This is a genomic window from Enterobacter sp. 301B (assembly GCF_003850715.1).
GTDB classification, from domain to species: domain Bacteria; phylum Pseudomonadota; class Gammaproteobacteria; order Enterobacterales; family Enterobacteriaceae; genus Enterobacter; species Enterobacter intestinihominis.
The window spans coordinates 367250-392012 of the sequence record NZ_PQTC01000001.1 but is presented as its reverse complement, the minus strand read 5'-3'; the positions used below and the strand labels follow the sequence as shown (position 1 = coordinate 392012).

Annotated in this window: 25 protein-coding genes and 2 tRNA genes; 14 read left to right on the top strand and 13 right to left on the bottom strand. The window is 54.8% G+C overall.

Features of this window, described 5'->3' with window-relative positions:
• Together sufE and C3451_RS01795 are read left to right on the top strand one after the other, a co-directional pair.
• A complete protein-coding gene (sufE, locus tag C3451_RS01800; protein WP_003857730.1) occupies window positions 1–417 on the top strand; it encodes a cysteine desulfuration protein SufE in 417 nt (138 codons plus the stop codon).
• Window positions 418–514: 97 nt separating this feature from the next.
• Window positions 515–1528: a L,D-transpeptidase family protein gene (locus tag C3451_RS01795; RefSeq protein ID WP_038415919.1), complete on the top strand. Its 1014-nt coding sequence runs from the start codon at window positions 515–517 to the stop codon at window positions 1526–1528.
• 60 nt (window positions 1529–1588) lie between these two features.
• On the opposite strand, the gene lpp is transcribed toward C3451_RS01795, so the two are convergent.
• The 4 genes from lpp to C3451_RS01775 form a co-directional block, all read right to left on the bottom strand.
• On the bottom strand, window positions 1589–1825 hold the full coding sequence (lpp, locus tag C3451_RS01790) for a murein lipoprotein Lpp (protein ID WP_001082307.1): 237 nt from the start codon (window positions 1823–1825) through the stop codon (window positions 1589–1591).
• A gap of 312 nt (window positions 1826–2137) precedes the next feature.
• Window positions 2138–3559, bottom strand: coding sequence for a pyruvate kinase PykF (gene pykF, locus C3451_RS01785; protein ID WP_015570703.1), 1422 nt, complete (start codon window positions 3557–3559; stop codon window positions 2138–2140).
• Between the two features lie 377 nt (window positions 3560–3936).
• Entirely contained in the window at window positions 3937–5082 is a 1146-nt protein-coding gene (locus C3451_RS01780) for a PLP-dependent aspartate aminotransferase family protein (protein ID WP_045622809.1), read from the bottom strand.
• A 12-nt stretch (window positions 5083–5094) separates the two neighbouring features.
• Window positions 5095–6465 (bottom strand): cystathionine beta-synthase, encoded by a 1371-nt coding sequence (locus C3451_RS01775; RefSeq protein WP_045622811.1) that lies wholly within the window; start codon window positions 6463–6465, stop codon window positions 5095–5097.
• Between the two features lie 399 nt (window positions 6466–6864).
• Here C3451_RS01775 and C3451_RS01770 point away from each other — a divergent pair, with 399 nt between their 5' ends.
• The 6 genes from C3451_RS01770 (at window position 6865) to C3451_RS01750 (ending at window position 11538) form a co-directional block, all read left to right on the top strand.
• Window positions 6865–7887: an ATP-binding cassette domain-containing protein gene (locus C3451_RS01770; RefSeq protein ID WP_045622813.1), complete on the top strand. Its 1023-nt coding sequence runs from the start codon at window positions 6865–6867 to the stop codon at window positions 7885–7887.
• Window positions 7880–8548 (top strand): methionine ABC transporter permease, encoded by a 669-nt coding sequence (locus tag C3451_RS01765; protein ID WP_017384621.1) that lies wholly within the window; start codon window positions 7880–7882, stop codon window positions 8546–8548. The genes C3451_RS01770 and C3451_RS01765 overlap by 8 nt, the downstream gene beginning before the upstream one ends.
• A gap of 23 nt (window positions 8549–8571) precedes the next feature.
• Window positions 8572–9384: a MetQ/NlpA family ABC transporter substrate-binding protein gene (locus C3451_RS01760; RefSeq protein ID WP_003857677.1), complete on the top strand. Its 813-nt coding sequence runs from the start codon at window positions 8572–8574 to the stop codon at window positions 9382–9384.
• 108 nt (window positions 9385–9492) lie between these two features.
• A complete protein-coding gene (gene fumD / locus C3451_RS01755) occupies window positions 9493–9702 on the top strand; it encodes a fumarate hydratase FumD (RefSeq protein ID WP_003857676.1) in 210 nt (69 codons plus the stop codon).
• Between the two features lie 117 nt (window positions 9703–9819).
• Window positions 9820–9987, top strand: coding sequence for a hypothetical protein (locus tag C3451_RS24290; RefSeq protein WP_045622815.1), 168 nt, complete (start codon window positions 9820–9822; stop codon window positions 9985–9987).
• Window positions 9988–10131: 144 nt separating this feature from the next.
• Window positions 10132–11538 carry a DUF1996 domain-containing protein gene (locus C3451_RS01750; protein ID WP_124304204.1) on the top strand — a complete coding sequence of 469 codons (1407 nt, stop codon included), beginning with the start codon at window positions 10132–10134 and terminating at the stop codon, window positions 11536–11538.
• A gap of 56 nt (window positions 11539–11594) precedes the next feature.
• On the opposite strand, the gene C3451_RS01745 is transcribed toward C3451_RS01750, so the two are convergent.
• Entirely contained in the window at window positions 11595–11735 is a 141-nt protein-coding gene (locus C3451_RS01745) for a hypothetical protein (protein WP_003857665.1), read from the bottom strand.
• A gap of 125 nt (window positions 11736–11860) precedes the next feature.
• Here C3451_RS01745 and C3451_RS01740 point away from each other — a divergent pair, with 125 nt between their 5' ends.
• Together C3451_RS01740 and C3451_RS01735 are read left to right on the top strand one after the other, a co-directional pair.
• Window positions 11861–12643: an MBL fold metallo-hydrolase gene (locus tag C3451_RS01740; protein WP_045622819.1), complete on the top strand. Its 783-nt coding sequence runs from the start codon at window positions 11861–11863 to the stop codon at window positions 12641–12643.
• Between the two features lie 72 nt (window positions 12644–12715).
• Window positions 12716–13351 (top strand): carbonic anhydrase, encoded by a 636-nt coding sequence (locus C3451_RS01735; protein ID WP_022647889.1) that lies wholly within the window; start codon window positions 12716–12718, stop codon window positions 13349–13351.
• A gap of 28 nt (window positions 13352–13379) precedes the next feature.
• Here the strand turns inward: C3451_RS01735 and C3451_RS01730 are convergent, their stop codons facing one another.
• The 4 genes from C3451_RS01730 to mdtK all read right to left on the bottom strand — a co-directional run bounded on the left by C3451_RS01730 (window position 13380) and on the right by mdtK (window position 16782).
• Window positions 13380–14975 carry an FAD-NAD(P)-binding protein gene (locus C3451_RS01730; protein ID WP_045622821.1) on the bottom strand — a complete coding sequence of 532 codons (1596 nt, stop codon included), beginning with the start codon at window positions 14973–14975 and terminating at the stop codon, window positions 13380–13382.
• A 122-nt stretch (window positions 14976–15097) separates the two neighbouring features.
• Window positions 15098–15174: transfer RNA gene (locus C3451_RS01725), tRNA-Val, on the bottom strand.
• Between the two features lie 4 nt (window positions 15175–15178).
• A tRNA-Val gene (locus C3451_RS01720) sits at window positions 15179–15255 on the bottom strand.
• Between the two features lie 153 nt (window positions 15256–15408).
• Window positions 15409–16782, bottom strand: a complete 1374-nt coding sequence (gene mdtK / locus C3451_RS01715) for an MdtK family multidrug efflux MATE transporter (RefSeq protein WP_032622176.1) — start codon at window positions 16780–16782, stop codon at window positions 15409–15411.
• Between the two features lie 225 nt (window positions 16783–17007).
• Between mdtK and C3451_RS01710 the strand changes: the two genes are divergently transcribed.
• On the top strand, window positions 17008–17649 hold the full coding sequence (locus C3451_RS01710) for a riboflavin synthase (protein WP_022647892.1): 642 nt from the start codon (window positions 17008–17010) through the stop codon (window positions 17647–17649).
• A gap of 30 nt (window positions 17650–17679) precedes the next feature.
• On the opposite strand, the gene cfa is transcribed toward C3451_RS01710, so the two are convergent.
• Together cfa and punC are read right to left on the bottom strand one after the other, a co-directional pair.
• Window positions 17680–18828, bottom strand: coding sequence for a cyclopropane fatty acyl phospholipid synthase (gene cfa, locus C3451_RS01705; RefSeq protein ID WP_124304203.1), 1149 nt, complete (start codon window positions 18826–18828; stop codon window positions 17680–17682).
• 298 nt (window positions 18829–19126) lie between these two features.
• A complete protein-coding gene (gene punC, locus C3451_RS01700; RefSeq protein ID WP_045622822.1) occupies window positions 19127–20326 on the bottom strand; it encodes a purine nucleoside transporter PunC in 1200 nt (399 codons plus the stop codon).
• Between the two features lie 112 nt (window positions 20327–20438).
• On the opposite strand from punC, the gene punR reads away from it, so the two are divergent.
• Window positions 20439–21350, top strand: a complete 912-nt coding sequence (gene punR / locus C3451_RS01695) for a DNA-binding transcriptional activator PunR (protein ID WP_022647895.1) — start codon at window positions 20439–20441, stop codon at window positions 21348–21350.
• 17 nt (window positions 21351–21367) lie between these two features.
• Here punR and purR read toward each other — a convergent pair whose 3' ends face one another.
• Complete coding sequence (purR, locus tag C3451_RS01690; RefSeq protein WP_006809011.1) at window positions 21368–22393, bottom strand: HTH-type transcriptional repressor PurR; 1026 nt, start codon at window positions 22391–22393, stop codon at window positions 21368–21370.
• Between the two features lie 297 nt (window positions 22394–22690).
• On the opposite strand from purR, the gene C3451_RS01685 reads away from it, so the two are divergent.
• Window positions 22691–22780, top strand: coding sequence for a YnhF family membrane protein (locus C3451_RS01685; protein WP_003857632.1), 90 nt, complete (start codon window positions 22691–22693; stop codon window positions 22778–22780).
• A gap of 161 nt (window positions 22781–22941) precedes the next feature.
• Window positions 22942–24108, top strand: coding sequence for an MFS transporter (locus C3451_RS01680; RefSeq protein ID WP_045622824.1), 1167 nt, complete (start codon window positions 22942–22944; stop codon window positions 24106–24108).
• Between the two features lie 37 nt (window positions 24109–24145).
• Here C3451_RS01680 and sodB read toward each other — a convergent pair whose 3' ends face one another.
• Window positions 24146–24727: a superoxide dismutase [Fe] gene (gene sodB, locus C3451_RS01675; protein ID WP_017693553.1), complete on the bottom strand. Its 582-nt coding sequence runs from the start codon at window positions 24725–24727 to the stop codon at window positions 24146–24148.
• Between the last annotated feature and the right edge of the window lie 36 nt (window positions 24728–24763).

Here is a 24763-nt window from a genome sequence, read left to right as displayed (position 1 = left end):
ATGGCAGATTTGCCGGACAGAGATAAATTGCTGCGTAACTTTGGGCGTTGCGCAAACTGGGAAGAGAAATACCTTTATATTATCGAGCTAGGTCAGCGCCTGCCGCCGCTCAGCGAAGAGGCGCATAACCCGGACAACATCATTCAGGGCTGCCAGAGCCAGGTCTGGATCCAGATGCAGCAGACGGATGATGGCGTAATCGATTTACAGGGTGACAGCGATGCGGCCATTGTGAAGGGGCTTATTGCCGTCGTATTTATTCTTTATCACCAGATGTCGGCGCAGGATATTGTCGCCTTTGACGTTCGCCCTTGGTTTGAAAAAATGGCCTTAACCCAACACCTCACCCCGTCCCGCTCCCAGGGACTGGAAGCGATGATCCGCGCCATACGCGCCAAAGCCGCAATCCTTAGCTAAACTGACAGAACAGCATTCATTCTGTTTCGCGGGGTGGTTTCCACCTCGCTGGTTTTTCAGCTTTCTGACGTTTGGTCAGTGAATAAGGAATCTCAGCATGAAGCGCGCGTCTCTAATAACTCTATTACTCCTTGGTTCGCTCAGTGCTGTTAATTCAGCCAGGGCGGTTGATTATCCTTTACCGCCCGCAGGCAGCCGCCTGATTGGGCAAAATCAGACATACACCATTCAGGAAGGCGACAATAAGCTCCAGGCTATCGCTCGTCGGTTTAATACCGCCGCACAGCTTATCCTTGAAACCAATAATACCATTGCACCGGTAAACCCTGCGCCAGGAACGGTCATTACCATTCCTTCCCAGATGCTGCTCCCGGACACCGAGCGTGAGGGCATTGTGGTGAATCTGGCGGAGCTGCGTCTTTACTTCTATCCGCCTGGCGAAAATATCGTGCAGGTCTATCCGCTGGGTATTGGTCAGCTTGGGCTGGAAACACCGGTCAGCACCACCCGTGTGAGTCAGAAAATCCCTAACCCTACCTGGACCCCCACAGCGGGCATCAGAGCGCGCTCACTGGCGCAGGGCATTAAACTGCCGCCTGTGGTACCCGCAGGGCCAAATAACCCGCTGGGGCGCTTTGCGCTGCGTCTGGGCATCGGGAATGGGGAATATCTTATTCATGGCACCAGCGCGCCGGACAGCGTAGGGCTACGGGTCAGCTCGGGCTGTATGCGAATGAACGCGCCGGATATCAAAGCGTTGTTTGAACAAGTGCGCGTCGGCACGCGGGTGCAGATTATCAATGAGCCGGTGAAGTTCTCCGTCGAGCCGGACGGCAAACGTTATATCGAGGTGCACAGGCCGCTGGCGCAGGCTGAGGGCGAAAACCCACAGACGGTGCCGTTCACGCACTCAGCGGCGTTTACCGCCTTCGCAGCGGAATCAGGTAGCGATAAAACGCTAATCGACAAAGCTCTGGCGCGCAGAGCCGGGATCCCGGTTGCCGTTTCAGCAGGCAATGGTTCGTCAGCCAGCAATTCTGTCCTGTCGGTTCAGAACAGTCGTGTCTCAGCGGCGGTGACGGAAGGCGAGGGAGAGAAAGCGCTTCAGTAGAGGTTTGACGAAGGCAAAAAAAATGGCGCACAATGTGCGCCATTTTATTAACAGGTACTATTACTTACGGTATTTAGTAGCCTGGTTGTCCAGACGCTGGTTAGCGCGAGCTGCGTCGTCTTTAGCAGCCTGAACGTCGGAACGCATTGCGTTCACGTCGTTGCTCAGCTGGTCAACTTTAGCGTTCAGAGTCTGAACGTCAGAAGACAGCTGATCGATTTTAGCGTTGCTGGAGCAACCTGCCAGCAGAGTAGAACCCAGGATTACCGCGCCCAGTACCAGTTTAGTACGATTCATTATTAATACCCTCTAGATTGAGTTAATCTCCATGTAGCGTTACAAGTATTACACAAAGTTTTTTGGGTTGAGAATATTTTTTTGATGGGATTACGCCTATTTTTGATCGTTCGCTCAAAGAAGCAACGAAATCGGCAATTTTGACGAAAAAGCTATGTTAAAAAAGGCATTTTTCATCGGATTCATCTTAGATAAATCGCGATTAAATAGAAAAACCCGATTTGCTTTTTGAATAGTTCTGGTTAAAGGCGGGAATAAAAAAAGCGCCCCGAAGGACGCTTTTTAACAAAACAATAATTTGTTCGTGAAATATTACAGTACGTGGACAGATGCAGTGTTGGTTGTACCGCTTGGTACCAGTGCACCAGAAACCATAACCACCACGTCGCCTTTCTGAGCCAGGCCACAATCAACCAGTTCCAGAGCCACTTCTTTACCCAGACGATAGAAATCATCGGTAGAGGCAATCTCTTTCACCAGGTGTGGGATCACGCCTTTGCTCAGCACCAGCTGACGCGCGGTGGTTTCGTTGGTGGTCAGCGCCAGAATGGTCGCATCCGGGAAGTATTTACGCACGGCACGCGCAGATTTACCGCCCTGGGTCGCCACGACAATCAGTGGGGCTTCCAGTTTCTCGGCGGTTTCTACCGCACCACGGCACACGGCTTCGGTGATGCGCAGTTTACGGCTGTCGTTGTTATAATCCAGACGGCTTTTCATCACGCGGTCGGTACGCTCACAGATGGTCGCCATGATGCCGACCGCTTCCAGAGGGTATTTCCCTTTTGCAGATTCGCCAGACAGCATAACGGCATCGGTACCGTCGAGGATGGCGTTCGCCACGTCGCCGGCTTCAGCACGGGTAGGGCGTGGGTTTTTGATCATGGAGTCCAGCATCTGCGTTGCGGTGATAACCACTTTACGCGCGCGAACGCATTTCTCGATCATCATCTTCTGCGCGAAGATCACTTCTTCAACCGGGATTTCTACGCCCAGGTCGCCACGCGCTACCATGATACCGTCAGACGCTTCAAGGATTTCGTCGAAGTTGTTCAGGCCTTCCTGGTTTTCGATCTTGGAGATGATCTGAATGTTCTCACCGCCGTGCGCTTTCAGGTGCTCACGGATCTCAACCACGTCAGAACGTTTACGGATGAAGGACGCCGCAACGAAGTCCACACCTTGTTCGCAGCCGAAGATCAGGTCTTGTTTGTCTTTTTCAGCCAGCGCTGGCAGAGCAATGGACACACCCGGCAGGTTAACGCCTTTGTTTTCGCCCAGATCGCCGTTGTTCAGCACTTTACAGATAACCTTGTTACCTTCAATCGCGGTCACTTCCATGCCGATCAGGCCGTCATCTACCAGCACGGTGTTGCCAACGGACAGATCGCTGGTGAAGCCTTCGTAGGTCACGGCAACGATTTCGTTATTACCTACAACGGATTTGTCGGTGGTGAAGGTGAAGGTCTGGCCCGCTTTCAGGGAAACGTCGTTACCGCCTTCCAGTTTGATGGTGCGGATTTCAGGACCTTTGGTGTCGAGCAGGATTGCCGCTTTTTTCCCGGTCTTGCTCATCACGTTGCGCAAGTTCTGAATACGCTGACCGTGTTCAGCATAGTCGCCGTGGGAGAAGTTCAGACGCATCACGTTCATGCCGGCATCCAGCATTTTGCTCAGCATCTCTTCGGATTCGGTTTTCGGGCCGATAGTACAAACAATTTTCGTCTTTTTCATGACAGTCTTAGTCTTTAAGTTGGGAAGGATATGGAAATCTCGCTCCGGGGGCGCACCGCCGCGGAGTCAAACCTGTGTTGCGAAAGAGTATATGACACGCACTAAGAATAGGTGACATCAAATGAGCGTGCAGAAGAAAGTGTGCCTGAGTGCCAGCCCAACGAAGGAGAGGAGAAGTTGTACGTTGTTTTTTGTATTCCAAGCGCTGAAACCATTCACCAGGGATTTGGCGCGCATTATACGCTGATTCACAGTAAAAAGGAAAATGGAAACAGCGTTTCAAAAACATTCTGTGCAGATTCACATAAGTTTGTTATCAAGGCGTTAAGGCCTAATGTCATCTTATGACGGCAGGCGCAACGCCCGCCGTTTTTTGCTCACTTTTCCAGCGCCTGTTGAAGGTCGGCGATCAGATCCTTCGCATCCTCAATCCCCACCGACAGGCGTATCAGCTGCGGCACAATGCCGTTTGCAAGACGCTGCGCCAGTGGAATGGAGGCGTGGGTCATGCTGTAGGGCTGGCTCACCAGACTCTCCACCCCGCCCAGGCTTTCCGCCAGGGTAAAGAGCGTAAGATGACGAATCACCTCTGTCGCGCGTTGCGCATCGCCTTTAATCACAACGGAGATCATGCCGCCCGGCAGCGCCATTTGTCTGCGGGCAAGCGCATACTGGGGGTGTGACTCCAGCCCGGGATAGAGCACGTTCTCTATCTGCGGATGCTGCTCCAGCCATTGCGCAATCGCCAGCGCGTTGGCGCTGTGCTTCTCAACGCGCAGGGCGAGGGTGCGAATCCCCCGTAGCGTCAGGAAGCTGCTGAACGGATCCAGAACGCCGCCAACCGCGTTTTGCAGATAGCCCAGACGCTCCGTGAGATCCTTATTTGCCCCGACAACAGCCAGCCCGGCAACCACGTCTGAATGACCGTTGAGATATTTGGTGGCGGAGTGAACCACAATGTCGAACCCCGCCTCCAGCGGCCGGTGAATGACCGGGGAGGCGAAGGTATTATCCGCCACGCTGATCGCATTATGGCGCCGGGCAATGTCTGCGATGGCCTCCAGGTCGGCCAGTTTCAGCAGCGGGTTCGTCGGCGTTTCCACCCAGATCATGCGGGTGTTCGGGCGAATGGCGGCCTCAAGTCCGGCTATATCGTCCGGCTTAACCCAGCTCACCTGTAACCCGGTGCTGCGCTTGCGCACGTTTTCGATCAGGCGATACGTACCGCCATACACGTCGTCAATGGCAACGATATGGCTGTCTTTATCCAGCAGTTCGAGCACGGTGGAAATGGCCGCCAGCCCTGACGCGAAGGCGTACCCGCGCGTGCCGCCTTCCAGTTCGGCGATGGCGGTCTCCAGCGCATGGCGGGTTGGGTTGCCGCTCCGGGAGTATTCGTAGCCGGTATGTTCACCCGGTGCCGGTTGCGCAAACGTCGACGTGGCGTAAATTGGCGGCATCACGGCGCCGTGCGTGTCGTGATACTCACCGCTGTGAACGCTGAGGGTGGCCAGGTTTTTCATCTTTTGCTCCTTTTATTTCGTCAGGCGGTTACGCCAGGTGGTGAGTACGTCACTGCGTGTGATCAGACCCAGAAAGCGGTCTTCGTCATAAATAATCGCCACCAGGCCACGGTCAAAGATGGTGTACAGGGCGCTATCCGGGGCCAGCTTATCCAGATATTCGACCTGACGCGTCATGGCCGCCGTCACGGGGAGAGAGAAGCGATCGGCATCTCCCCCGATGTGCCGCAGCAGGTCCCACTCGTCGATGATGCCGACAACATTGTTGTTATCGAGCACCGGCAGCTGGGAGATGTCGTACAGGCGCATGCGGGCCAGCACGGTGGAAAGCGTGTCGTCCGGGGCGACAGTCACCGTCGCGCCTTCATCGTGGCGCAGGGCAATATAGTCCGAGAGATCGCCTGCCTGCGGACGTGAAATCAGCCCCTGCTGGCGCATCCAGTCGTCGTTGAACATCTTTGAGAGGTATTTATTGCCGCTGTCGCAGGCGAAGGTGACCACACGTTTTGGCGTAGTCTGCGCCTGGCAATATTTCAGCGCCGCCGCCAGCAGCGTGCCGGTGGAGGAGCCTGCCAGGATCCCTTCCGTTTTTAGCAGATCGCGGGCGGTGGTGAACGCCTCGCGATCGGTAATGCGCCAGGCGCGTTTAACCCCTTCGATGTGCGCCAGCGGAGGAATAAAGTCTTCGCCAATCCCCTCAACAAGCCACGATCCGGCATCGTGATGACGTCCGGTCTCAACCTGGTCCGCCAGCACCGACCCGGCCGGATCGGCAAGCACAAATTTCGTCTGCGGCGAATGTTCTGCAAACCACGCCTGTAAGCCACCCAGCGTACCGCCGGACCCCACGCCGACGACGATGGCATCGATCTGGCCGTCAAGCTGTTCAAACAGTTCCGGTGCGGTAGTGGTGCGGTGCGCCAGCGGATTGGCCGCGTTATTGAACTGGTCGATATAAAACGCGCCTGGCAGTTCGTTCGCCAGCCGCCGGGCATAATCCTGGTAGTAGGCCGGATGCCCTTTATTCACATCTGAACGGGTCAGCACGACCTGCGCTCCTAACGCGCGCAGGTGGAAAATCTTCTCGCGGCTCATTTTGTCCGGCACCACCAGGATCAGCGAGTATCCCTTTTGCGCCGCAATCAACGCCAGCCCCAGGCCGGTGTTCCCCGCCGTGGCTTCAATAATGGTGCCGCCGGGCCGTAGCTGCCCCATACGCTCGGCTTCGTTAATCATCGACAGCGCGACGCGGTCTTTAATCGAGCCGCCTGGATTCTGATTTTCCAGCTTCAGAAACAGCGAGCAGGGGCCGGTATCCAGCTTGTGCAGCTGGATGAGTGGCGTATGGCCAATTAGTTCGGTGACGGAGTGGTAAAGCGTCATGGTCATGTCCTGTGAAGAGGTGATGACCGGATGATAGGACCACGAAATTTTCTCAATAAAGAACGTTTCACTGGGTTTTAGAACAGAAAGGAATAATCCTTATGTTTTTGGGTGGAAAGACAGCAAGACGTAAAGTTGTCCGGATGTGAGGATGGCTATATCAGCACATAGTGCTGAAAAATTAACCAATTTCGTCGGATGAATGAGACCTGATATGCAAAAGGCAGATAATTATTGCAGATATTCATCTAAATGCTTTTCACCCGCCAGTTCGCTGCTTATTCCGCCGCATTATAAGAAATTCTTTTTTGGTCATTTAAAAGCTGATAACGGCTGTTTACTATCTTTTGGACATCCATACTGCTAAACCGCTATATGCGTAACGGATAACGAATAAGAATGATCGTACTCAGTAATATTTCGAAGGTTTTTGACAACGGGAAGCTGGCGCTGACAGCCGTTGATAACGTCAATTTGACGATAGAGCAGGGACAGATTTACGGGATCATTGGTTACAGCGGGGCCGGGAAAAGTACGCTTATCCGTCTGCTGAACGGTCTGGAAAAGCCCAGCGCCGGCAGCGTCACTATTAACGGTCAGGATATCTCCGCCGCGAAGGGAGAAGCGCTGCGTCAGGCACGCCTGAAAATCAGCATGGTGTTCCAGCACTTTAATCTGCTCTGGTCGCGCACGGTGAAGGAAAACATCGCCTTTTCAATGCAAATTGCCGGTGTGCCAAAAGCGCAAATTCAGGCTCGCGTTGCCGAGCTGGTGGAGCTGGTCGGCCTGAAGGGACGCGAGAATGCCTACCCGTCGCAGCTGAGCGGCGGGCAAAAACAGCGTGTGGGCATTGCCCGCGCGCTGGCCAATCATCCGGACGTACTGCTGTGTGACGAAGCTACCTCGGCGCTGGATCCGCAGACCACCGATCAGATCCTCGATCTGCTCCTGGACATTAACCGTCGTTTTAACCTGACCATCTTACTCATTACGCATGAGATGCATGTGGTGCGCAAAATCTGCGACCGCGTGGCGGTAATGGAGAACGGCAAGGTGGTGGAAGAGGGGGAGGTGCTGAGCGTGTTTACGCATCCTCAGCAGCCGATCACCCGGCAGTTTGTCCGCCAGGTGAGCCAGTACGCGGAGGAAGAGACCTTCAATACCGAACTGGCAAATGAGCTGGAGGGCGCGGTCATCAAGCTCACCTTCACCGGGCACAGCACGCACAGGCCGATCGTCGGTGAACTGACCCTGCGCTACGGCCTGCCGTTTAACATCCTGCACGGCAAAATGACGCAAACCGCCCACGGTGTTTTCGGGCAGCTCTGGGTGCACGTGGTGGCATCGGATGAACAACTGAACAATATCCTCGCCGACCTGAAGCAAAGCGATATTGAAGGCGAGGTAATCAAGCATGGCTGAAGAACTCTTTCCGCACCTGAAGTGGGATCAGCTTTGGGCTGCAACCCAGGAGACGCTCTACATGACCGCGCTTTCCGGCGTGGCGACGTTTGTTCTGGGGATCGCGCTCGGTCTGGCGCTGTTTTTAACCGCCCGCGGCGGGTTATTCCACAACCGCACGGTCTACAGCGTGATGTCGATTGTGGTGAACGTGTTCCGCTCGATTCCGTTCATCATTCTCATTGTTCTGCTGATCCCGTTCACCAAGACCGTTGTGGGGACCATTCTCGGCGCTAACGCCGCGCTGCCCGCCCTGATTGTGGGCGCCGCGCCGTTTTACGCCCGTCTGGTCGAGATTGCCCTGCGGGAAGTGGATAAAGGGGTAATTGAAGCCACGCGTTCGATGGGCGCGCGGCTGAGCACGTTAGTGTTTCGGGTTTTACTGCCGGAATCTTCACCCGCACTGGTTTCAGGTATGACGGTGACGCTGATTGCGCTGGTGAGCTACAGCGCAATGGCGGGGGTGATAGGTGCCGGCGGTTTGGGAAATCTGGCTTATCTGGAAGGATTCCAGCGCAACCATGGTGACGTCACGCTGGTGGCAACGGTGACCATTCTGATCATCGTGTTCATTATCCAGTTCTGCGGCGATGCCATTACTTCACTGTTAGATAAACGCTAATAAATACACACAGGAACCACATCATGAAAAAGACACTGACACTGATCGCCGCAGCCACCCTGAGCGCCCTGAGCTTTGCCTCCTGGGCGGACACGCTCACCGTGGGGGCGTCCAACACCCCGCACGCGGAAATTCTGGAGCAGGCTAAGCCGATTCTGGCGAAGCAGGGGATCGATCTGGAGATTAAACCGTTCCAGGACTACATTCTGCCAAACACGGCGCTGGCAGGGCATGACATTGATGCCAACTATTTCCAGCACATCCCTTACCTGAACAGCGTGCTTAAAGATCATGCGGGCGATAAGGATTATGATTTTGTCAGTGCAGGCGCAATCCACATTGAGCCGATCGGTATCTATTCAAAAAAATACAAATCGCTGAAGGATCTGCCGGAAGGCGGCAAAATCATCATGCGTGATGCGGTTTCCGAGGAAGGGCGTATTCTCTCCATCTTCGAAAAAGAGGGCGTGATCAAACTGAAGCCAGGCATCGATAAAGTGACCGCGCGCATCAGCGATATTGTGGAGAACCCGAAAAAGCTGCAATTCACCCCTAACGTCGAGGCATCTCTGCTGCCGCAGATGTACAACAACGACGAAGGTGCTGCGGTGGTGATCAACGCCAACTACGCAATTGATGCTGGTCTGGATCCGGTCCACGATCCAATTGCGGTTGAAAGCGGTGAGAATAACCCGTACGCCAACATCATTACCGTTCATCGCGGTGATGAGAAGAAGAAGGATATCGTCGCGCTGGTGAACGTGCTGCACTCCAAAGAGATTCAGGACTGGATCCGCACCAAATACAAAGGCGCGGTCATCCCGGTAAACAACTAATCGCCTGATTTTCCAGACGAAGCCCGGCGAACAACACGCCGGGCTTCTTTTTTGTATCCAGCCGACGAATGATTTAAGCTGACGGTTTAGGGCAACGGAGTGATGGCAATGGGCAATGTGACCAAAGACGAAGCGCTGTACCAGGAGATGTGTCGGGTGGTAGGCAAGGTCGTTCTGGAGATGCGTGACTTAGGGCAGGAGCCCAAGCATATCGTGATTGCCGGGGTACTACGTACCGCGCTGGCGAACCAGCGCGTTAAGCGCAGTGAGTTGACCACCAAAGCGATGGAAACGGTGGTTAAAGCGCTGGCCGGTTAGGACGAAGCGTCTCGCGAGTTTTTCAGATCCCGCATATCAACAGTCATTATTGTTATTTCCTCTTCATGATGAAGGCGTGTTTAACTGAGTCCAGGTTAAGCGAGAAGGGTAATGACGATGAAAAAATGGATAAGCACGTTACGGCGGTTTTTTGCGCCCCGAACAGCGAATGCGGAGAACAGCGCGCAACGTGTTCTTGAGTCAATACTGCCTGTCGCCAGCCTCTATGGCGTGGACGTAGCCAACATCGACCCGGAGTGGTTCTATGTTAAAACGTCACGCTGAACTTCGCCGGACGCGCGAAATGTACTGGAATGAGCTGTGCGTGATGCGTGTAAAGTGAGAATGAAGGGAAAAATGCCCTGGCTAATCCTCGGTAAACGATAGCCGTTTTGTTACCACTATCTCCTTTCTCAGATGGAGATGATAATGAAACGGACAGTATTAACCCCCGCGCTTTCTGCCACCGTGCTATTGCTTGCCATGCAGGCGGCACACGCTGGTCCACAGGCGCATGTTGTATGCAGTTATTCCCATACCCTCGGCGATGATGCCATTATGATGTACGGCATGCCCAACGAGGCCATGCTGCACGATTTTTTTGGTAACGTGCAAACGGATGCTTACTCCAGCCGTGAATCGCTGCGTACCCAGGAAAAGACCACCTGCGATAACAAAGCAGACAGCTCGGCCTACTGGGCTCCGTCGCTAAAATTACCGGACGGAACGGTGGTCAAACCCGCCTATCAAAAAACCTATTATCAGGCATCGAACGTTGACGCCTGGCCACTGCACCCGTTCCCGGCGGGGCTGTCGCTGCTGGCGGGCGATCATCACGGCACCGCGCCAAATCCACATATCACCTTTTTATGCGCCAACGGCAAGGGCTACACCACCAGAACGGGTGAAGTCTGCGGTTTACGCAAGGCGAAGGATGCCGTGCAGTTTAATATCGGCATTCAGTTCCCGAACTGCTGGGACGGGGCCAACCTGAAGCCCGCCCACGGCCTGGCTAACGCCACCTACGATACGAAAGGACAGTGTCCGTCCACCTTCCCGGTGAAGATCCCGACGGTGAACATGAATATTGCGTACGTGCTTCCGACAATTAGCTCTCTGGATACCAGCAAAGTCCAGCTTTCCCTCGACCCCACCATGCATGGCAGTGAACGTGAAGAGCGATGGGGGAGCCTGTATACGGCGCATGCTGACTTCATGAACGGCTGGACGGAAGATGCCGCGCGCTTTATGACCGACCTGTGCATGAACCGCGGAATGGATTGCGGCACCACCGTGCCGTATGGTTATTCAAAAGCGAAGGCCAACGTCTGGCTCAGCAGCATGGAACCCGCACTTTCACAGCTCGATCCCCAGGTCTTACTGGTGCAGGACAACTGGAAGAACGGCGGAAGGACGAAAAACAGCGAAACATTGTCGCTGGTGAAGTTCAACATTCCTCCGCTGCCTGCCGGACAGGATCCTGCCCAGTTTAAATACCGCGTGAGAATTTATGGCGGGAAAGTGGAAACCAACGGCGCGGATCAAATCTTCTTCTATCCGGCGAGCAACGACTGGGATCCGGCCACCGTGAGCTGGCATTCACGGCCGCCCTGCAACTATCGCTCGGATGCGGTGCTTTACCTGAACCACTCCCGCGAATACCGGATGGTGGACGTGGATAAAGCGGTGCGCAAGGCGCTGGCAGAAGGGAAAACTGAAATCTCGTGGTATATCGGCGGCGATCGTCAGGGAAACCACTATCAGTTTGAGACGGGGTCATCTCAACAAAGCCTGATCCTGATGCTGACCGGGTTTAGCAAAACGCCGGAGATCTGATAGCGCGTCAAACCCTCATGCATAAAAAAAGCACCGGGGCTTCCGGTGCTTTCTCGTCAGATCTTGCAGGCATCGCCGCAGTCGTCATCGGCGACAATCGCCTGGGCTTTTTTATCCGCATCGTCGAGACGTTCCGCGTTGCGCTCTTCTGCTTCATCCAGCCCGTTAAAGACTAAGTTATCGAGATCAATTTCCATGTGCCACCTGCGTTATTCAGTTTTTGATACTGGCACAGTATAAGTCAAAAAAAGCGGGCCAGGCACCCCTCAGCACATATGGATAATCCCTGCCATACTCAGTGCTTTATTGCTGAGGAAAGCCGATGATTACACTCTGTAAAACTTGCGGTACCGCTTACGATGAACAGCCCAAAAACTGCCCGATTTGCGACGATGAGCGCCAGTATGTCCCGGTGACGGGCCAGGCATGGACGGACTTCGACAGCCTTACGACCACGCACACCAACAAATGGCAACAGCTTGAGCCGCAGCTGTTCAGCATCAAAACCGTTCCCGCTTTTGCCATCAACCAGCGGGCGCTTCTGCTGCGTACGCCGCAGGGCAATGTTCTGTGGGACTGCATCGCCAACCTCGATCCGGCGACCAGAGCGTTAGTTGACGCGCTCGGGGGCATCAGCGCGATCGCGATTTCGCACCCGCATTACTACACCACCATGCAGGAGTGGGCCGCCGCGTTTAACGCGCCGATCTATCTGCACGCCAGCGATCGGCAGTGGGTGATGCGTGACAGTCCGGCGATACGCTTCTGGGAGGAGGACGCCCTGGAGATTATGCCGTCGGTGACGCTGCTGCGTCTGGGCGGGCATTTTGCAGGCGGCACGGTGCTGCACTGGCAGTCAGGCGACGGCGTGCTGCTGGCCGGTGATATTTTGCAGGTTACGCCTGGTAAGGACGCCGTGTCGTTTATGTGGAGTTATCCGAATATGCTGCCGCTGCCTGCCCGCACCGTTGAGGCGGTGATCGGTCGACTGACCGGGAAAACGTACCAGCGACTGTACGGGGCCTTTGAAGGGCAAAACATCCCGGCGAACGCAGATGAGATTGTGCAGCGGTCGGGCCAGAAATATATTGCTTGTCTCCGCTAAGGCACGGTGGTTAAATTTTACGAGTGTGATCGCGATCATACCTAAACTAAAACAGATAAAAGAGAAATGGCTATGCAACATATCATTGAAGGTTTTCTCAGCTTTCAAAAAGAGATTTTCCCGCAACGTAAAGAGCTTTTTCGTAGTTTAGCGTCCAGTCAGAATCCCAAAGCGCTGTTTATCTCCTGCTCCGACAGCCGTCTGGTTCCGGAACTGGTCACGCAGCAGGAGCCAGGACAGCTCTTTGTCATTCGAAACGCGGGCAACATTGTGCCACCGTTCGGGCCGGAGCCTGGCGGTGTCTCTGCAACCATCGAATACGCGGTAGTGGCCCTTGGCGTGACCGATATTGTTATTTGCGGCCACTCCAACTGCGGCGCGATGAAGGCGATTGCTGACAACGCCGATCTGGAGCCGATGCCAGCCGTTTCCCACTGGCTGCGCTATTCTGATGCGGCAAAAGCGGTGGTTGAGAAGAAAACCTGGGATCAGCCAATCGATAAAGTGAATGCGATGGTGCAGGAGAACGTCTTTGCTCAGCTGAGCAACATCAAGACCCATCCGTCGGTGGCGGTAGGCCTGCGCAACAACGCCATTCGCCTGCACGGCTGGGTGTATGACATCGAAAGCGGCAAAATCCTTGCCCTGGACAAGAACACTAAATCCTTCGTGTCGTTGTCGGAAAACCCGGAAGTCTTCTTCGAGTAATCCGACACCGCAGGGCAGGGAAGCCCTGTTAAAACTCCGTGTAAGGTAACTTCCGTCGCACGCCAGATGCAGGATTCCCCGCCGCTTTCGCCATCGCTTTACCAATTTCAGCGCACTCAGACAAACCCTGAACAAACGGATGATCGTGCATCAGCCAGGGGATCGCCCCAAAAGCGATACGTCCGCGCAGAGACGCAGGTGACAGCAACGTGTAGTCTTCCCCCACGTCCGGTATCTCATCCCCCGTTTCCTCAAGCTGTTTGCGCAGCGTCGGGAAGGGAATATCCTTATTTCTGAGCGGTTTCTGCCCGCGGGCATCGATAAAGATGTCGAAGCGATAACGCTTTTCTTTCGTGGTGATGACGGTCTGATCGCTGCCGATATCCAGGTCGTAATCATCACCGAGTGCGACTACGCTAATGATCCCTGCCTCGCGCAGTGCCAGTAACCGGCGGATAGACTGCGGTGGAATGGCGGCATAGTTATCAATAAACACACGCTCCAGCCCGGATTTAAACCGTTCTCTGTCACGTTCATTGAGTGAAGGGACAATGGCCTGAACTACTTCATGCAGACGAAGCACGGTATAGCGCCAGGCAACGGTGCGTTTCTCGCACTTATTGCGCTCCACTTCTTTCAGATTCGCTTCGGCCCAGGTGAAAGGACCATGCTTTTTACGATCCTCAAACCAGACATCACGAAGCGTGTCAGCATTCAGCGTGCCGATCGCTATCGCCTGGCACCAGCGCGGATCGGCCAGCTCAAGCTCTTTCACCATCAGCGCAAAGATGCGGTCAAGCAGCCCGTCAGGGCCTTTGGCAATTTCGCTTTCTGCCACAGACTCCGTTAACACCGACAGCGGTTCATAAGGGATAGGGCAGTAAAAGTCGGCCTCCGGAAGAACGCCCGAGCGGGACATCAGCGTGATGTTTAGCCCCTCACTACCTTTATTGACAACGAACTGCTCCCCGCTAAACCGACCATGCTGCATTACTACCGCCATAGCAGCGTCCAGTCCGCTGAGGGAGGTACCCATAATCCCCACCTCACAGGCTCGGATATCCGCGTCCATCAGCCCCGACCATGGGCTTGGGAAATAGTCGCGGGTGGATTCATCTTCATCAGGCCAGACGTGACCGGTGGCGACCACTGCAAGATCAAACCGCCTTGAGAAAGGGGCATCGTTCACTGATAGGACCACACCGTCTGCATCAGCCTTAATATCAGTGACTTCTGCGTTGGGGTGAACCTCGATATGAAACCCAGCCTTTTTCGCCTCGGCAACGACGGCGAGAAAACGGTCGTGGAAATATTCACCCAGCAGAATACGGGGCAAAAACTGCCGGTCGTGCAGTTTGTCTTTGTCGACGCTATAGCGGGCAAGATGGGCTGCATTTTGCTGTTTAAGCCAGTCGAGATAGGTGATAAAAATGGGCGGGATTTCGATACTGGCGATATTCGCCAGCATCAGTCGGGAGTTATCTTCATCGCTGTAAGGCATACCGACGCCGGGCTGATCTGCTTTCTCAAACACGGTGATCGAAAGGGGCGCTGCGTTGGTAAGAAGTGAGTAGAAGGTGTAAATCCCTGTTGGGCCTGAGCCGATAATGGCGATTTTTTTCATCGAAAGCGTTCCTGCGTTTCTGAACCATAGAATAAGCGTAGCAGGAGAAAGGTTAAGTCATTCAATAAAGGGAAAAATTAAGACGTTCAGAAGAGGATTTTTGCACCATTTCAGGACTGAAATGGTGCGTCCGAGTGGACTCGAACCACCGACCCCCACCATGTCAAGGTGGTGCTCTAACCAACTGAGCTACGGACGCAGAATGGTGCGTTCAATTGGACTCGAACCAACGACCCCCACCATGTCAAGGTGGTGCTCTAACCAACTGAGCTATGAACGCATTGTGTTGTCGGTGACAACGGGGACGAATATTAGCGGCACAGCCCCAAGGTGGCAAGAGGGAAAATGCATTTTTCTCTCTGATTTCACGCGATTGCTTCATTACCGCGCAAAGTGAAGAGAAAGTAGCCGCCAGCCGGCGGCTACTGTGTCATTAACGCGCAGCGCGTTGCAAAATTACCGCAGACGACTGACGTTGCAGGAAACGCATGCGCAGCATCATCATAATGGCCGCAGACGTTAAGCCGATGATAAAGCCCATCCAGAATCCGGCTGGCCCCATGCGATCCACCACCAGATCCGTGAGCGCCAGAATATACCCACTCGGCAGGCCCAGAACCCAGTAAGCGATAAAGGTGATAAAGAAGATGGAACGCGTATCTTTATACCCACGCAGCACGCCGCTGCCAATTACCTGGATGGAGTCAGAGATCTGGTAAATGGCCGCCAGCAGCATCAAATGCGAGGCCAGGGTCACTACTTCCGGGTTGTCGTTATAGAGCAGGGCAATTTGCTCACGCAATAGCACGGTAAAGAGCGCGGTACAGACTGCCATGCAGACGCCGACGCCCAGCCCGGTGCGGGCTGCCGTTTGCGCATCCAGCGTCGAACCTTGCCCCAGACGGAAGCCCACGCGAATCGTCACCGCAGCAGCCAGGGACATCGGCAGGACGAACATCAAAGAGCTGAAGTTCAGGGCGATCTGGTGGCCTGCCACGTCAATAATCCCTAACGGCGAGACCAGCAGGGCGACAACGGCAAACAGCGTCACTTCAAAGAACAGCGCCAGCGCAATGGGCAGACCCAGTTGGGTAAGGCGGCTCATCATCGACCAGTCAGGCGTGCTAAAGGCGGTGTCGTTACGAATGTCGCGCATGGATCGCGCATGTTTAACGTAGGTGAGCATACAGCCGAACATCACCCAGTACACCGCAGCCGTCGCCACGCCACAACCCACGCCGCCGAGTTCCGGCATGCCAAAATGACCGTAGATGAAGATGTAGTTCACGGGAATGTTCACCAGCAAGCCGATAAAGCCCATCACCATGCCCGGCTTGGTTTTTGCCAGCCCTTCACACTGGTTACGAGCCACCTGGAAGAAGAGATAACCGGGCGCGCCCCAGAGCAAGGCGCGCAGATAACCGACTGCTTTATCTGCCAGCGCCGGGTCGATATTATGCATGGCGCGAATAATATACCCGGCGTTCCACAGGACGATCATAATCAGGACGGAGACACCCCCGGCCAGCCAGAAGCCCTGGCGCACCTGATGGGCTACGCGGTCGCGTCGACCGGAGCCGTTAAGCTGCGCGATAACGGGCGTCAGCGCCAGCAGCAGGCCGTGACCAAACAGAATGGCCGGGAGCCAGATTGAGGTTCCGATCGCCACGGCGGCCATATCGGTGGCGCTGTAACCACCGGCCATTACCGTATCCACAAATCCCATTGCGGTTTGGGCTACCTGCGCGACGATCACCGGTATGGCCAGTGCCAATAACTGACGCGCTTCGATCATATACTTCTGCACGTGTACACCTTTGTATTGTAGTTATTTGAGAGACTAAAAAGGCCGCCGTTACTGGCAGCAAGAAGAAAAAACAGAGGGATGCCAGCTATTGTAGCGGGGTTTAACTAATTATCTAGTGAAAAAATCGCCAGAAATTGCGCATCACTGGCAACCTGTTTTTTCAACTGTTATTGTGGTGGGATTATACGGTGTCATCGCCGTTCGGAATGAACAGGAGCTGTAAGCATGTTTACTGGTATTGTGCAGGGCACTGCCAAAGTGGTGTCCATTGATGAAAAACCGAATTTCCGCACTCACGTAGTTGAGCTGCCTGAATATATGCTCGACGGCATTGAAACCGGGGCGTCGATAGCGCATAACGGCTGCTGCCTGACGGTGACCGAAATTAACGGTAACCAGATAAGCTTTGATTTAATGAAAGAGACGCTGCGCATCACTAACCTGGGTGAGCTGGTGGTGGGGGATACCGTCAACGTTGAACGTGCGGCGAAATTCAGCGATGAGATTGGCGGGCATCTGATGTCGGGCCATATTATGACCACCGCAGAAGTGGCGAAAATCGTGACCTCGGAAAATAACCGTCAAATCTGGTTTAAGGTGCAGGATCCGTCATTAATGAAATACATCCTTTATAAAGGATTTATTGGCATCGATGGGATTAGTCTGACCGTCGGTGAAGTGACGCCAACGCGTTTTTGCGTGCATTTAATTCCTGAAACGCTGCAACGTACTACGCTTGGCGCAAAAAAACTGGGGCAGCGCGTAAATATCGAAATTGATCCGCAGACCCAGGCGGTCGTGGATACCGTTGAGCGCGTGCTGGCGGCGAAAGAGGCGGCGATAATAAAGGCCGTGGAAGAAGAATAAAAAATAACCCCGGTTACCCGGGGTTATTTTTCAGCGGGCCACGCGCAGGCCGTGCTCAATCCCACGACTAAACACCACCTGCCACAGCTGTATATCCCGCGCGCGGAACGCACCCGCGCAGGCATTCAGATAATAGCTAAACATCCGTTTAAATCGTTCCGAATAGTTGTCGGCGATTTCAGGCCATGCAGACTGGAAACGTTCATGCCAGGCCATCAGCGTGGTGTCGTAATCTGCGCCGAAGTTATGCCAGTCTTCCACAATAAAATGCGGTTCGCTGGCGTTCGCAATCTGGCGAACAGAGGGTAAACAACCATTCGGGAAGATATATTTGTTGATCCAGGGATCCACATTGTTATCGGTGCGTTTAGAGCCGATGGTGTGTAGCAGGAAAATTCCGTCAGGCTTCAGGTTATGGTCGGCGACGTCGAAATAAGTCTTGTAGTTCTTTGGCCCCACGTGCTCGAACATACCCACGGAAACAATCCGATCGAACTGCTCATTCAGGTCGCGGTAATCCTGAAGCCGAATATCGACATCCAGACCCAGACACCGTTCCTGTGCCATCTTCTGCTGTTCAGCTGAAATCGTGACGCCGACTACGCTGACACCGTAATGTTTCGCCATAAACCAGGCAAGGCCGCCCCAACCACAGCCGATGTCCAGCACGCGCATGCCGGGCTGCAACTGCAATTTATCGCAAATCAGCTGTAGCTTATCCTGCTGCGCCTCTTCCAGGGTTGTCGCTTTTTTCCAGTATCCGCAGGAATACTGCATTAACGGGTCGAGCATACGGCTGAAAAGATCGTTGCCCAGGTCATAATGCTCTTTACCGACGATCCACGCGCGCTTTTTACTTTGCAGATTGAACAGGCGGGCGGAGGCGATACGTAACGTATCTTTGAAATGACGAGGGAGCTGATTTTCAAGACCGGCGCGTAAAACGCTGGAGAAGAACATATCCAGCCGCTCACACTCCCACCAGCCGTCCATATAGCTTTCACCCAGCCCTAACGATCCCTCCTGTAACACGCGTTTGAAAAAATCGGGATGTTTAATCTGGGGATCGGAGGGGGATGAGCCATTAATCGTAATGCCCGCACGTCCCAACAGTTCACTGACGATCCGGGACCAGTTATCGTCCGGAACGCTGACTTCTTCTATACACGATGAACTCATAGCTTCTCCATCACCTTGCTGTGATCAGAACCTTAAAACAGCGTAGACGCTTTTTTGGTTTGTGAGAAATCTCACGGTAAATGCCCGCGAGGCTAATATCCGACGTAGAACAGAGGAAGGGAGATAACCCTTGCCGAAATGCCTTCCATGGTAAAACGGGAGCGCTCCGGCTCCCGTTAACACTTAATATTTATCGTATTTAATCGAACCAAATTCAGTATAGGCCGCAAAATTTGGTGATTCAACAGAAAATTGTTAGCAACCTAATCACTGGTTTTTAACATAGTTTCCCGCGTAATCAGGCGTGCGACGTTTCTGTCTGCGCGTTTTCACTCTGCTCGCGATGGGCGGAGGACTGCATGCGATAACCCAATCCTGCCAGCACAACGGTGACCAGCATCACGCTGGTGGTGGTGAGCAGCGGGGTTGCAATCAACGCAGAGACCACGAGACTTGCCAGGAAGCACAGGCCAAGTTGCAGGGTATTTTGCAGCGCGGCAGCGCGGCCTGTCGCCTGCGGGAATGGACGCAGCGCCTGGGCTACAACGATAGGGTAGATGGCCCCGTTAGCGATCGCCATGACGCAGAACGGAATCAAAATTTCTGCAAGCCCGGCGCCGGGAATAAAGCCGACAGCCCAGGTCGCAATCACGCTTAGCGCATACAGCACCAGCAGCCAGGGCAGCATCTGCTGGCCTTCCCATTTTTGCAGCGCGGCGCGACAGCCATAGCCACCCACCAGGAAGGCGATGGTCTGTGGTACATAGCTCAGGCCGATAGCCGCCGGGCTGTAGCCCATGTCATGCAAAATGAACGGTGAACCGGTAAGCCAGGCAAAGAAGCTGGCAGAGCAGGCGGCATAAATCAGCACGTTACCGCGATAGGCTTTCGACCGCAGTAAAGAGGTAAAGGTGATGGGCTTCGCGTCCGGATGCGTCTCTTTTTTATGCGCAGGTTTAAGCCCGAACGCGGGCAGCATCAGGACCAGCGTGATCGCAAAGAGCGTGGCGAAAATGGCCTGCCAGTCGAAATGCGCCAGGATCCAGCTGCCCAGCAGCGGAGCGAGCGCCGGAGACAGGCCGACCAGCGGCATGATGGTGGCGAAAATGCGGTTAGTGCGTGAGGCGGGGTAGTAATCGGTCACCAGCGCCTGCCAGGTCACCGCTGCGGCGCAGACGCCGACCGCCTGAATAAAGCGCAGCGCCAGCAGCCAGGCGGCATCGCGGACCCACAGCATGCCCAGACAGCCTACGGCAAAAATCGCCAGCCCCAACAACAGGACGGGCTTACGGCCAAAACGATCCGAGAGCGGCCCCCACAGCAATTGCGCAAAAGCAAAGCCGGCGAGGAACAAACTTAAACTGGCGCTGATGGCGGCGGCAGGGGTTTGCAAATCTTCCTGCATCGCGGCGAACGCGGGCAGATACATATCGGTCGCCAAAAAGCCCAGCACGCTTAAGCCGCCGAGCCAGACTAAAAATCCTTTCCTGGGTTGCACTGTTTTTCTCCTGAGGAGGCAGGTGTACGTTGGCGCAGAGTGTAGGGAGTGCAAAGCAGCTTGTGAAACGCTAATATTTGGCGGGTGCATTCAAAAATTTTGCAGGCTAAAGATGTGGTCAGATTATTCCCTTGAAGTGGTTGATGCCGTGGCGCGTAACGGCAGCTTTACTGGTGCCGCCCAGGAGTTGCACCGCGTTCCCTCGGCTATCAGCTATACGGTGCGCCAGCTGGAAGCGTGGCTGGCAGTCCCGCTGTTCGAGCGGCGTCATCGCGACGTGGAGCTCACGCCTGCCGGCGCGTGGTTTTTGAAGGAAGGCCGGTCTGTTATCAAAAAAATGCAGATCACCCGTGAGCAGTGCCAGCAGATCGCCAACGGCTGGCGCGGGCATCTCGCTATCGCGGTGGATAACATCGTTAAGCCGGAGCGGACCCGGCAGATGATCGTCGATTTCTATCGTCATTTTTCCGACGTCGAACTGCGTGTGTCGCAGGAAGTGTTCAACGGCGTATGGGATGCGCTGGCGGACGGCAGGGCGGAGATGGCGATTGGTGCAACCCAGGCGATCCCGGTTGGCGGGCGCTACGCGTTCCGCGACATGGGCATGCTGAGCTGGACCTGCGTGGTCGCGCGCGATCACCCGCTGGCGGCGCTGGACGGGCCGCTGAGTGATGACACCTTACGCAACTGGCCCTCGCTGGTGCTGGAAGATACCTCCCGCTCGCTGCCCAAGCGCATTACCTGGCTGCTGGATAATCAGCGCCGCGTGGTTGCGCCGGACTGGGAGTCGTCAGCCACCTGTCTGAGCGCGGGGCTGTGCGTTGGCATGGTGCCGGTGCATTTTGCGCGCCCGCGCATCGACGCGGGAGAGTGGGTGGCTCTGACGCTGGAAAACCCTTTCCCGGATGCTGCATGCTGTCTGACGTGGCAGCAAAACGACGTCTCGCCCGCCATGGCCTGGCTGCTGGATTATCTGGGAGACAGCGAAACGCTTAACCGGGAGTGGTTGCGGGGACCAGCGTAGCTGGCCCCGTAAAGAGATTAACGCCGGTAGTCGCGGAACGGACCGTCGGCAACGGAACGGCGTTCAATCAGGCGCGGGTGGACCTCAATGGACTGGGACTGTTCTCGCTTGTTGACGATCCTGTCCATCAGCATATTGAAGGCCGTTTCACCCAGCGAATCTTTCGGCTGGTGAATGGTGGTCAGCGCCGGGGTAAAGAAACGGGCGTTGCGAACGTTATCATAGCCGATCACCGAGATGTCCTGCGGAACGCGCAGGCCGAGTTCATCCGCCGCGCAGAGCGCGCCCATTGCCATGATATCGCCGCCGCAGAACACAGCGGTAGGGCGATGCGGCTGGGAGACGATCTGCTGCATGGCGCGATAGCCCGACTCCGGCTCGAAATCGCCCTGAACAATCCAGTTTTCCGGCACGGTGATCAGCGCCTCTTCCATCGCTTTCATGAAACCGGCCAGACGGCCAGCTCCGGTGTTACGCTCCAGCGGACCCGGGATCACGCCAATTTCACGATGACCGCGTTCTACCAGATAACGCCCCGCCATGTAGCCGCCTTCAAAGGCGTTATCAATAACGGAGTCGGTGAAGTCTGCGCGCGCTTCGCCCCAGTCCATGACCACCATCGGAATGTGGCGATACTCTTCCAGCATGGAAAGGACCGACTCGGGGTATTCAGAACACATGACCAGCAGGCCGTCGACGCGCTTTTGCGCCATCATTGACAGGTAAGCGCGCTGTTTTTCAATGTTGTTCCACGCGTTGCCCAGAATCAGGGTATAGCCTTTCTGGAAGCAGTTTTTTTCAACGGCTTCGATGATTTCAGCAAAGTAGGCCGCTTCACTGCTGGTGGCCAGCAGGCCAATCGATTTGGTGTGATTAACCTTCAGGCTGCGGGCGACGGCACTTGGCGAGTAGTGCAGCTCTTTGATTGCCGCCCAGACGGCATTACGCGTCTCTTCAGCGACGAAACGCGTTTTGTTAATAACATGTGATACGGTTGTAGTGGAAACGTTTGCGCGTTTTGCTACGTCTTTAATTGTTGCCATTAAATGTCACTCCAGACCATATCCTAAGCTCCTGAAAAAATTGAAGGTAAACGTTTGCCTTCTCTCACCCTTATCACGCAAACATGAGTTGCGACACGCCGGGAAAACGACACAGGACGTCAGGAGGGGGTCAGTGGCCGGTACGCTAATAAATTTAGCGTGGAATTTTGTCCTATCTTGATGAAAAGGGGAAGAGGTAAAGTGGATATCCGTTTAAATCCTGGAAGATTTTTGACCTGAACTGTGTAAAAATGAGCAAGCTCACTTTTCGTAGGGTGAATAAAAGGAGAAAAATTGATGAGTACCGATCTGAAGTTTTCGCTGTTTACCACCATTGTTGTTCTTGCCCTGATTGTTGCGGGTGGTTTAACCGCTGCGCTGCACTGATTCAGGAGGGGGGAGAGTCTTCTCCCTCTCTTGCCGCTATTGTTACCTCTCCGGCAAAAATCTTTTGCCAAAATGTTAACTTCTCATTTTTTGTGATTGATGTCATGCTTTTGCCTTCTTTGTTCTGTGCCGGGTAACGGCACGGTATCCGGAGTCTTTTCATGAAAATCAATTTTCCCCTGCTGGCCCTGGCGATTGGCGCTTTTGGGATTGGCACCACTGAATTCTCCCCGATGGGGTTATTGCCTGTTATCGCCCGGGGTGTGGACGTCTCTATCCCTGCGGCCGGTATGTTGATTAGCGCCTATGCGATCGGCGTGATGGTGGGCGCACCGCTGATGACGCTGCTGCTTTCGCACCGCGCGCGACGCAATGCGCTGATTTTCCTGATGGCAATTTTTACTCTCGGAAATGTGCTTTCCGCGATTTCGCCGGATTACACCACGCTGATGCTTTCCCGTATTCTGACCAGCCTGAACCACGGCGCTTTCTTCGGGCTGGGCTCGGTTGTTGCCGCAAGCGTAGTGCCAAAACATAAGCAGGCCAGCGCGGTAGCCACTATGTTTATGGGCCTCACCATCGCTAATATCGGCGGCGTTCCCGCTGCCACCTGGCTCGGAGAAGCCATCGGCTGGCGTATGTCTTTCCTCGCAACCGCCGGACTGGGCGTGGTCGCGATGGTCGCGCTGTTCTTCTCGCTGCCCAAAGGGAGTGCCGGTGAGCGTCCGGAAGTACGTAAAGAGCTGGCGGTGCTGATGCGTCCTCAGGTGTTGTCCGCGCTGCTCACCACGGTGCTGGGGGCAGGGGCGATGTTTACGCTCTACACCTATATCTCCCCGGTGCTGCACGACATTACCCACGCAACGCCACTCTTTGTTACCGCGATGCTGGTGCTGATTGGTGTCGGGTTCTCGATTGGCAACTATCTCGGCGGGAAATTTGCCGACCGCTCCGTCAGCGGGACGCTGAAAGGTTTTTTAACGCTGCTGATTGTCATCATGGTGGCGATCCCGTGGCTGGCGCGTAACGAAGTGGGCGCCGCGGTTGCCATGGTGGTGTGGGGCGCCGCAACCTTTGCCGTGGTGCCGCCGTTGCAGATGCGCGTGATGCGTGTTGCGCATGAGGCGCCGGGGCTCTCATCATCCGTGAATATCGGTGCGTTTAACCTGGGAAATGCGCTGGGAGCCGCAGCGGGCGGGGCGGTGATTTCCGGTGGTTTAGGTTACAGCTTTGTGCCGGTGATGGGGGCGATCATCGCCGCACTCGGCTTGCTGCTGGTGTTGATGTCCGGGCGTAAACAGCCAGAAGCGGTGTGTACGGCGGAATAAATAAAAACGCAGAAGGGTTGCCCCTTCTGCGTGTCCCTTATGCGGCGAAGTTCTTCGCAACAAATTCCCAGTTAACCAGTGCCCAGAAATGTTCCAGGTAGTTCGGGCGCGCATTACGGTAATCAATGTAATAGGCGTGTTCCCATACGTCCACGGTCATCAGCGGCGTTGCGCTGGTGGTCAGAGGGGTACCCGCATTAGAAGTGGAAACGATAGCCAGTTTGCCATCAGCCTCTTTTACCAGCCAGGTCCAGCCGGAGCCAAAGTTTTTAACGGCTGCGTCAGTAAATTTCGCTTTGAAATCCGCGAAACTGCCGAACGCGGCGTTAATCGCTGCGGCCAGCTCACCGGTAGGTTCTCCGCCTGCATTTGGAGCCAGGCAGTGCCAGTAGAAGGTGTGGTTCCACACCTGGGCGGCGTTGTTGAATACGCCACCGTCTGAACTGCGCACAATCTCTTCCAGCGTTTTGCCTTCAAAATCGGTGCCCTTGATCAGGTTATTCAGGTTGGTGACATAGGTCTGGTGATGCTTGCCGTAATGGTACTCCAGGGTTTCCGCAGAAATGTGCGGAGCCAGGGCGTCTTTTGCATACGGTAGTGCAGGTAATTCGAACGACATTGCTACTCTCCTTATAGTTTTATACGTTGCCAATAA

Bases quoted from the DNA above. Each gene is read 5' to 3' on its own strand.
- pykF (WP_015570703.1), bottom strand. From the start codon at position 3,559: ATGAAAAAGACGAAAATTGTTTGTACTATCGGCCCGAAAACCGAATCC.
- fumD (WP_003857676.1), top strand. From the start codon at position 9,493: ATGGGCAATGTGACCAAAGACGAAGCGCTGTACCAGGAGATGTGTCGG.
- lpp (WP_001082307.1), bottom strand. From the start codon at position 1,825: ATGAATCGTACTAAACTGGTACTGGGCGCGGTAATCCTGGGTTCTACT.
- C3451_RS01730 (WP_045622821.1), bottom strand. From the start codon at position 14,975: ATGAAAAAAATCGCCATTATCGGCTCAGGCCCAACAGGGATTTACACC.
- purR (WP_006809011.1), bottom strand. From the start codon at position 22,393: ATGGCAACAATTAAAGACGTAGCAAAACGCGCAAACGTTTCCACTACA.
- C3451_RS01745 (WP_003857665.1), bottom strand. From the start codon at position 11,735: ATGGAAATTGATCTCGATAACTTAGTCTTTAACGGGCTGGATGAAGCA.
- C3451_RS24290 (WP_045622815.1), top strand. From the start codon at position 9,820: ATGAAAAAATGGATAAGCACGTTACGGCGGTTTTTTGCGCCCCGAACA.
- C3451_RS01760 (WP_003857677.1), top strand. From the start codon at position 8,572: ATGAAAAAGACACTGACACTGATCGCCGCAGCCACCCTGAGCGCCCTG.
- C3451_RS01795 (WP_038415919.1), top strand. From the start codon at position 515: ATGAAGCGCGCGTCTCTAATAACTCTATTACTCCTTGGTTCGCTCAGT.
- C3451_RS01740 (WP_045622819.1), top strand. From the start codon at position 11,861: ATGATTACACTCTGTAAAACTTGCGGTACCGCTTACGATGAACAGCCC.
- sodB (WP_017693553.1), bottom strand. From the start codon at position 24,727: ATGTCGTTCGAATTACCTGCACTACCGTATGCAAAAGACGCCCTGGCT.
- cfa (WP_124304203.1), bottom strand. From the start codon at position 18,828: ATGAGTTCATCGTGTATAGAAGAAGTCAGCGTTCCGGACGATAACTGG.
- sufE (WP_003857730.1), top strand. From the start codon at position 1: ATGGCAGATTTGCCGGACAGAGATAAATTGCTGCGTAACTTTGGGCGT.
- C3451_RS01765 (WP_017384621.1), top strand. From the start codon at position 7,880: ATGGCTGAAGAACTCTTTCCGCACCTGAAGTGGGATCAGCTTTGGGCT.
- punR (WP_022647895.1), top strand. From the start codon at position 20,439: ATGTGGTCAGATTATTCCCTTGAAGTGGTTGATGCCGTGGCGCGTAAC.
- C3451_RS01775 (WP_045622811.1), bottom strand. From the start codon at position 6,465: ATGACGCTTTACCACTCCGTCACCGAACTAATTGGCCATACGCCACTC.
- C3451_RS01680 (WP_045622824.1), top strand. From the start codon at position 22,942: ATGAAAATCAATTTTCCCCTGCTGGCCCTGGCGATTGGCGCTTTTGGG.
- C3451_RS01685 (WP_003857632.1), top strand. From the start codon at position 22,691: ATGAGTACCGATCTGAAGTTTTCGCTGTTTACCACCATTGTTGTTCTT.
- C3451_RS01780 (WP_045622809.1), bottom strand. From the start codon at position 5,082: ATGAAAAACCTGGCCACCCTCAGCGTTCACAGCGGTGAGTATCACGAC.
- C3451_RS01750 (WP_124304204.1), top strand. From the start codon at position 10,132: ATGAAACGGACAGTATTAACCCCCGCGCTTTCTGCCACCGTGCTATTG.
- C3451_RS01710 (WP_022647892.1), top strand. From the start codon at position 17,008: ATGTTTACTGGTATTGTGCAGGGCACTGCCAAAGTGGTGTCCATTGAT.
- C3451_RS01735 (WP_022647889.1), top strand. From the start codon at position 12,716: ATGCAACATATCATTGAAGGTTTTCTCAGCTTTCAAAAAGAGATTTTC.
- C3451_RS01770 (WP_045622813.1), top strand. From the start codon at position 6,865: ATGATCGTACTCAGTAATATTTCGAAGGTTTTTGACAACGGGAAGCTG.